The organism is Psychromonas aquatilis (genome assembly GCF_038155185.1).
Taxonomy (GTDB): domain Bacteria; phylum Pseudomonadota; class Gammaproteobacteria; order Enterobacterales; family Psychromonadaceae; genus Psychromonas; species Psychromonas aquatilis.
Window position 1 is genome coordinate 1 of record NZ_JBAKAZ010000104.1, and the last position, 4,878, is coordinate 4,878.

The 4,878-nt window shown below is 36.8% G+C and carries 7 protein-coding genes; 4 read left to right on the forward strand and 3 right to left on the reverse strand.

The window, feature by feature from the left end:
• Positions 1–204 precede the first annotated feature (204 nt).
• Positions 205–1,068: an endonuclease/exonuclease/phosphatase family protein gene (locus V6256_RS14780; protein ID WP_341599041.1), complete on the reverse strand. Its 864-nt coding sequence runs from the start codon at positions 1,066–1,068 to the stop codon at positions 205–207.
• Between the two features lie 141 nt (positions 1,069–1,209).
• On the opposite strand from V6256_RS14780, the gene ndk reads away from it, so the two are divergent.
• The 4 genes from ndk to V6256_RS14800 are packed head-to-tail and all read left to right on the forward strand — an operon-like array spanning position 1,210 to position 3,224.
• Complete coding sequence (gene ndk / locus V6256_RS14785) at positions 1,210–1,641, forward strand: nucleoside-diphosphate kinase (protein ID WP_341599042.1); 432 nt, start codon at positions 1,210–1,212, stop codon at positions 1,639–1,641.
• Positions 1,642–1,675: 34 nt separating this feature from the next.
• Entirely contained in the window at positions 1,676–2,551 is an 876-nt protein-coding gene (locus tag V6256_RS14790; protein ID WP_341599043.1) for a prepilin peptidase, read from the forward strand.
• A 9-nt stretch (positions 2,552–2,560) separates the two neighbouring features.
• Positions 2,561–3,061, forward strand: coding sequence for a tRNA adenosine(34) deaminase TadA (gene tadA, locus V6256_RS14795; protein ID WP_341599044.1), 501 nt, complete (start codon positions 2,561–2,563; stop codon positions 3,059–3,061).
• A complete protein-coding gene (locus V6256_RS14800) occupies positions 3,054–3,224 on the forward strand; it encodes a hypothetical protein (RefSeq protein WP_341599045.1) in 171 nt (56 codons plus the stop codon). The genes tadA and V6256_RS14800 overlap by 8 nt, the downstream gene beginning before the upstream one ends.
• A 146-nt stretch (positions 3,225–3,370) precedes the next feature.
• Here the strand turns inward: V6256_RS14800 and V6256_RS14805 are convergent, their stop codons facing one another.
• Complete coding sequence (locus V6256_RS14805; protein WP_341599046.1) at positions 3,371–4,252, reverse strand: DMT family transporter; 882 nt, start codon at positions 4,250–4,252, stop codon at positions 3,371–3,373.
• 99 nt (positions 4,253–4,351) lie between these two features.
• Complete coding sequence (locus tag V6256_RS14810) at positions 4,352–4,756, reverse strand: CBS domain-containing protein (RefSeq protein ID WP_341599047.1); 405 nt, start codon at positions 4,754–4,756, stop codon at positions 4,352–4,354.
• Between the last annotated feature and the right edge of the window lie 122 nt (positions 4,757–4,878).

Here is a 4,878-nt window from a genome sequence, read left to right on the forward strand (position 1 = left end):
CACAACCTTGCCAAGGTTGGGGTCACGAGTTCGAGTCTCGTGTACCGCTCCAAATTACTTCCCAAAGTTAAATCTTCTCAATATCATAAAAAATATCAATCTGTTCGATACTTTAAATAATCCCTTTTAAATTTATTACTTTTTCATTTTCTAAGTCTCGTATTCTGCTTTTGGTTTATTTATGAGTATACCTTTGTATAAAATTTACAGACTAAAGGTAACTCGCTGTGGCGTATGATCAGAGGCATCCGTTTCTATACTTTGCGCACCTAATACCGTTAAGTCACGATAAAATACATGATCTAGTGGGTAACCAAAGACAATCAAACGTTGATCTTTGGAAAATAATGTTTCTGCAAAGCCTTCTGATATAAGTGTGTCGATGACTTCCTCACTTCTTGCTTTACTCCAAGTATTAAAATCACCACTAATAATAATCGGGCCTTGATGTGCTTCGATGAGTTGTAAATAAGGTGATACTTGTTCTTTTAACGGGGTCGAAGTTAAGGTGAAATTGACGCCATGTAAGTTAATTAATAGTAAGGTTTGTTGAGAACCTCGTATTGCATAAGTACTGGCTAAGCCAGTTTTAGGGATATAAGTCCAAGGCTCAGAATAACGAGTAGCACACTTTTGTAAAGGTTGAATACGGCTAAATGTGTTGACACCATAATCCGTCCCTTGCATAGAAAAAGCAACATTTTGTAGCGGGTAGAGATGCTCTTGGTCACTAAAGTCGATTAAGCGTTGATCGTACTTTGCTTCTTGTAAGGTGATGAAATCTGTTTCACTAGACCACTTTTCTAATTGTGTTTGCCATTGCGGATTTTGTTGTTTATAGATATTCCAGTTTAACAGTGAAAATGTATCGTCGACGAAACCCGCTGCTTGTGCTGGCATGGCCGGAGTGAGTTGAGGGCAAAGCGCTGTTGAATGCTTACCCATTTTATCTATGACGGTCAACTCTTTAGGGACGCGAGGCAAAAGATAATAACTTGATATTGCAAGCAATAAAATAAATAAGTAAAGAAGCTTTAACTTATTGTTTAACCGTGAGATTCGAATCATCTTTGCCTTTTCTAGAAGAGTTATGTCTTTTACTTATAAAATAATATGCTATTAAGGCCTCAACAAACAAGTTTACTATTGATAGCCTCTATTCGAACAGGTTATATTACTGTTTCACTTCATTTAACCTAAGAGTTTATTATGCCATTACAAAGAACACTTTCTATTATTAAACCAGATGCAGTAAAAAAACAATTAATTGGTACTATTTTACAACGATTTGAGCAATCTCATTTTACTATTGTTGCTGCAAAAATGATGTTTTTATCTCGTGAGCAAGCAGAAGGGTTTTATGCTGAACATGAAGGAAGAGACTTTTACGAACCGCTGATTGAGTTTATGACATCAGGACCAATTATGGTTCAAGTTTTAGAAGGTGAAGATGTAATCCCTGCATACCGAGAGTTAATTGGTAAAACAGATCCTACTCAAGCAGCAGCGGGAACGATTCGTGCAGACTTTGCTGAATCAACTCGTTATAACGCAGTACATGGTTCAGATAGCCCTGAGTCTGCTGCTCAAGAAATTGCATTCTTTTTTACTGATGATGAGATTTGTCCTGCAACTAATTAATTAGTACTGCGCATCTTAAAAAATAAAGGTAACTATGAGTGATCTCGTCATATTGATGGAGCAAGTGCCGAGCTTTTATTTAGGCTTTGTTCTTATCCTAGGAGTCTTAATTGGTTCGTTTTTAAACGTCGTTATTTATAGGCTACCTATTATGATGCAGCGCAGTTGGGCAGCCGATTGCGCTGATAGTTTTCCTGATGCGAATATCGAAGTCAATGAGGAACGTTTTGATTTAGTGCTTCCTCGGTCACGTTGCCCTGAATGTAAGCATATTATTGGTTCAACAGAGAATATCCCACTACTTAGTTGGCTTTTACAAAAAGGCCGTTGTAAACATTGTGGTTGTAAAATTTCAGCGCGCTATCCAGCGATTGAGTTATTAACCGGAGTGATGTCTTTAGGCGTTGCTTATTTTCTTCCTTTTGGTTGGCCTATTCTATTTGCGCTTATTTTTACCTGGGCTTTGATATGCTTAACATTTATTGATGTAGATACTATGTTACTGCCCGATCAAATTACATTACCCTTACTGTGGCTTGGCTTATTAATTAATATATCCAGTTCTTTTTCACTGTTACAAGATGCCATTTTAGGCGCTGTGTTTGGTTATCTAGCACTTTGGTCTGTATATTGGTTGTTTAAGCTTGTAACAGGTAAAGAGGGAATGGGGTACGGTGACTTTAAATTACTTGCGGCCTTAGGTGCTTGGTTCGGTTGGCAGGCATTACCCTTGATTATCTTATTATCTTCTCTTTCTGGGGCGATAATAGGCATAATTACATTGCTTATGTCCGCTGATAAAAAAAGTCGCCCACTACCTTTTGGTCCTTATTTAGCGATCGCTGGTTGGAGTTATTTAGTTTTCGGGACAGAAATAGCGACCTTGTATTACTCACTCATTTTAAATTAGAACCTTTCAATGCAAACAGAACATTATACAGATCATGATTGGATGCAGTATGCATTATTATTGGCTGATAAAGCAGAGCAAGTGGGGGAAATTCCAGTTGGTGCTGTAATTGTTAAAGATAATAAAATAGTTGGGGAAGGTTGGAACCTCTCTATTTTAGAGCATAATGCAAGTGCACACGCAGAGATCATAGCTATTTCAGCGGCTGGCAATGCACTGCAAAATTACCGTTTAATTGATTGTACTTTGTACGTTACACTTGAACCCTGTCCAATGTGTGCTGGTGCTTTAGTTCATGCTCGTATTAAGCGACTTGTTTATGGTGCTGGAGATTATAAAACAGGTGCTGCAGGCAGTATTTTTAACCTGGTGTGTAATGAACATTTAAACCATCAAATTGAGGTAACTGCTGGTGTTGATGCTGAACAATGTGCAGCTAAAATAAGTGCCTTCTTTAAGCGTCGCCGTCTAGAGAAAAAAGCATTAAAAAAAGAGTTAAAAAATGGCTAATAAAATTGTTAATTTTGAAATAGAAAAAGAAACTAAAAACAGCGTCCGTTACAAAGAGGTCCCTGCGGAAGGGGAGCCGCCAATTATTGGTTCATTGTATGTTCAAAAATGGTTTGCTGGTAATAGCAAAAAAATTCAAGTGACTGTCGAAAAGAAAGATTGAGTCTTTTTAAGCTTAATCTCTAAACCTTAATCAAACCCCGAGCATTAACCAATGAGCGGGGGGGGGGCTTTATTATCATTATCTGTATTACACCTCTAACCCAGACTTTGACGCTGGTATGAGAGTTAATATTCACCCTGTTTTTATTAGCCTTTCTTTTTACGCTCTAAGTAAGTTCCGATTAAAGAGCCTAATAAAGATGTCATGATGATCAACCCCATTAGCATATACTGGAACAGGGTAAATTTTTCTCCTACTAATAATAATCCGGTTAGGATACCTGCAAGTGGGTTACTGATCCCTGCAAATGTAAACTCAACTACTGTCATTCTACTTAATAACCAAACATATAGTGCGTAAGCCAACATTGTATTTAAAACAACTAACCAAGTTAATCCAAGGGCATTTAATAGATTAAAGTTTTGCAGAGGAATTAAATATTGCTCTGGCGAATGTAATGCTTGTAGAAATGCAATGACACTTAATAATAGTCCGCCGATAATTAACTGCCATGAAAGCACTGTCCACCAATGAATTTTAGGCCCTAAACTTTTAATGATATTACTGCCTATAACAATACTCATTAGTGCTGCAAACATCGCTAACAGTCCGACCGGATTTAATTTTAGGTTTAAAGGATCAAATAAAAGCCAGGCTAAAGAAATTAAGATTGCGCCTGAAGTAACCTGTGTTTTTGTTGGTCTGGTTTTATGGAATAACCAATAATAAAACATCGCAAATACAGGTAGAGAAACCATACCAACACCAGAAATAGCAGAGGGTAAGGTTTGCGCCATAATAAATAATAAACCAAAAAACATGGCAATATTAACTGAGCCTAAGCGAATTAATATAGGCCAATCTTTTTTACTGGGGAGACTAGGTTTTATGGCTAGTAATAGAAGGCCTGCTGGTAATGCTCTAATAGCACCTAGCAGTAATGGAGGCCAACCCGATAGTGAATATTGCGCAACTGCGTAGGTTGTTCCCCAAAAAAAGGCCGCTATCATAGCCAGTATTACATTCATTATTTTTGCTCATCTCATAAAAGGAGGTGAACTCTGCCTTGCTTTAAGGCATTTGTACAGTAAATTTGTGTGTAAAGTGAACTACTTTAGTTGAACTTATTAAGCGCATAACGCTAAATTATTTTGCAAGTGTAATAATAAATCAGCTCTATTTACTATTGCTACTAATTTCCCATTATCGACAACAGGAAATATATTTTCGGACAAGTGCTGCGTTTTAATGGCGACCTCTGATAAATCTTCATTTATTGATAAAAATGTAAACTCTTTTGCCATTACATCATTAACCTTAACTGGTTTATCACAATGGTAAGCGCTAATTAATAATGCCTTTTGACAATCAATAAGTGACACCACACCAATTAATGCTTTATTACTATCAACCACTGGAAGTTGTGGTTTTTGACTGCTGATTAAAGTATCAATAATATCTGTTAAGGGAGTGTTGCACTGAACAGTAACAGGTTGTTTTTTCATTATTTTTTGAACGGTTTGTATACTCATATTATGACCTTAATATTATAACCTTTGGATAAGGGTCATCATAGAGTAGTTATCTCCATTGGTATAATGTAAGCGTCTAGCAAAGCACACCTAGTATCGACTTTCTGATTGTTTAAAAATAT

Excerpts from the sequence above, each read along its gene's own strand:
- V6256_RS14780 (WP_341599041.1), bottom strand. The coding sequence starts at position 1,068 with ATGATTCGAATCTCACGGTTAAACAATAAGTTAAAGCTTCTTTACTTA.
- ndk (WP_341599042.1), top strand. The coding sequence starts at position 1,210 with ATGCCATTACAAAGAACACTTTCTATTATTAAACCAGATGCAGTAAAA.
- V6256_RS14790 (WP_341599043.1), top strand. The coding sequence starts at position 1,676 with ATGAGTGATCTCGTCATATTGATGGAGCAAGTGCCGAGCTTTTATTTA.
- tadA (WP_341599044.1), top strand. The coding sequence starts at position 2,561 with ATGCAAACAGAACATTATACAGATCATGATTGGATGCAGTATGCATTA.
- V6256_RS14800 (WP_341599045.1), top strand. The coding sequence starts at position 3,054 with ATGGCTAATAAAATTGTTAATTTTGAAATAGAAAAAGAAACTAAAAAC.
- V6256_RS14805 (WP_341599046.1), bottom strand. The coding sequence starts at position 4,252 with ATGAATGTAATACTGGCTATGATAGCGGCCTTTTTTTGGGGAACAACC.
- V6256_RS14810 (WP_341599047.1), bottom strand. The coding sequence starts at position 4,756 with ATGAGTATACAAACCGTTCAAAAAATAATGAAAAAACAACCTGTTACT.